The organism is Bacillus cereus group sp. BfR-BA-01430, from assembly GCF_022663115.1.
Taxonomy (GTDB): domain Bacteria; phylum Bacillota; class Bacilli; order Bacillales; family Bacillaceae_G; genus Bacillus_A; species Bacillus_A cereus_BD.
This window is the reverse complement of sequence record NZ_JAKUEW010000110.1, coordinates 1-223: the sequence shown is the minus strand read 5'-3', so window position 1 is coordinate 223 and position 223 is coordinate 1. Positions and strand designations below refer to the sequence as shown.

Below are 223 nucleotides of genomic sequence, written 5' to 3'. Positions count from 1 at the left end.
GTAGGCATGCAGGTATATTGTGCTGAGTGTAATAAAGATTATGACATGCAGCCGAAAGTAAAACAGCTTCCTAATCGAATTGATAAGTGCTACTTTACGTGTCCTCATTGTAGCCATGAACATGTGGCGGCATATGTGAATGATAAGATTCGTAAGTATCAAGATGATATAGCAAAGTATCAAGAACGGATTAGTAAAAAGAATCTTGCTATTGAAGATGAAA

Annotated in this window: 1 protein-coding gene; it reads left to right on the top strand. The window is 36.3% G+C overall.

Features of this window, described 5'->3' with window-relative positions; genetic code table 11:
* Positions 1–6: 6 nt before the first annotated feature.
* The coding region (locus MR058_RS23175) for a hypothetical protein (RefSeq protein WP_242145955.1) at positions 7–223 on the top strand (217 nt) is incomplete at its 3' end.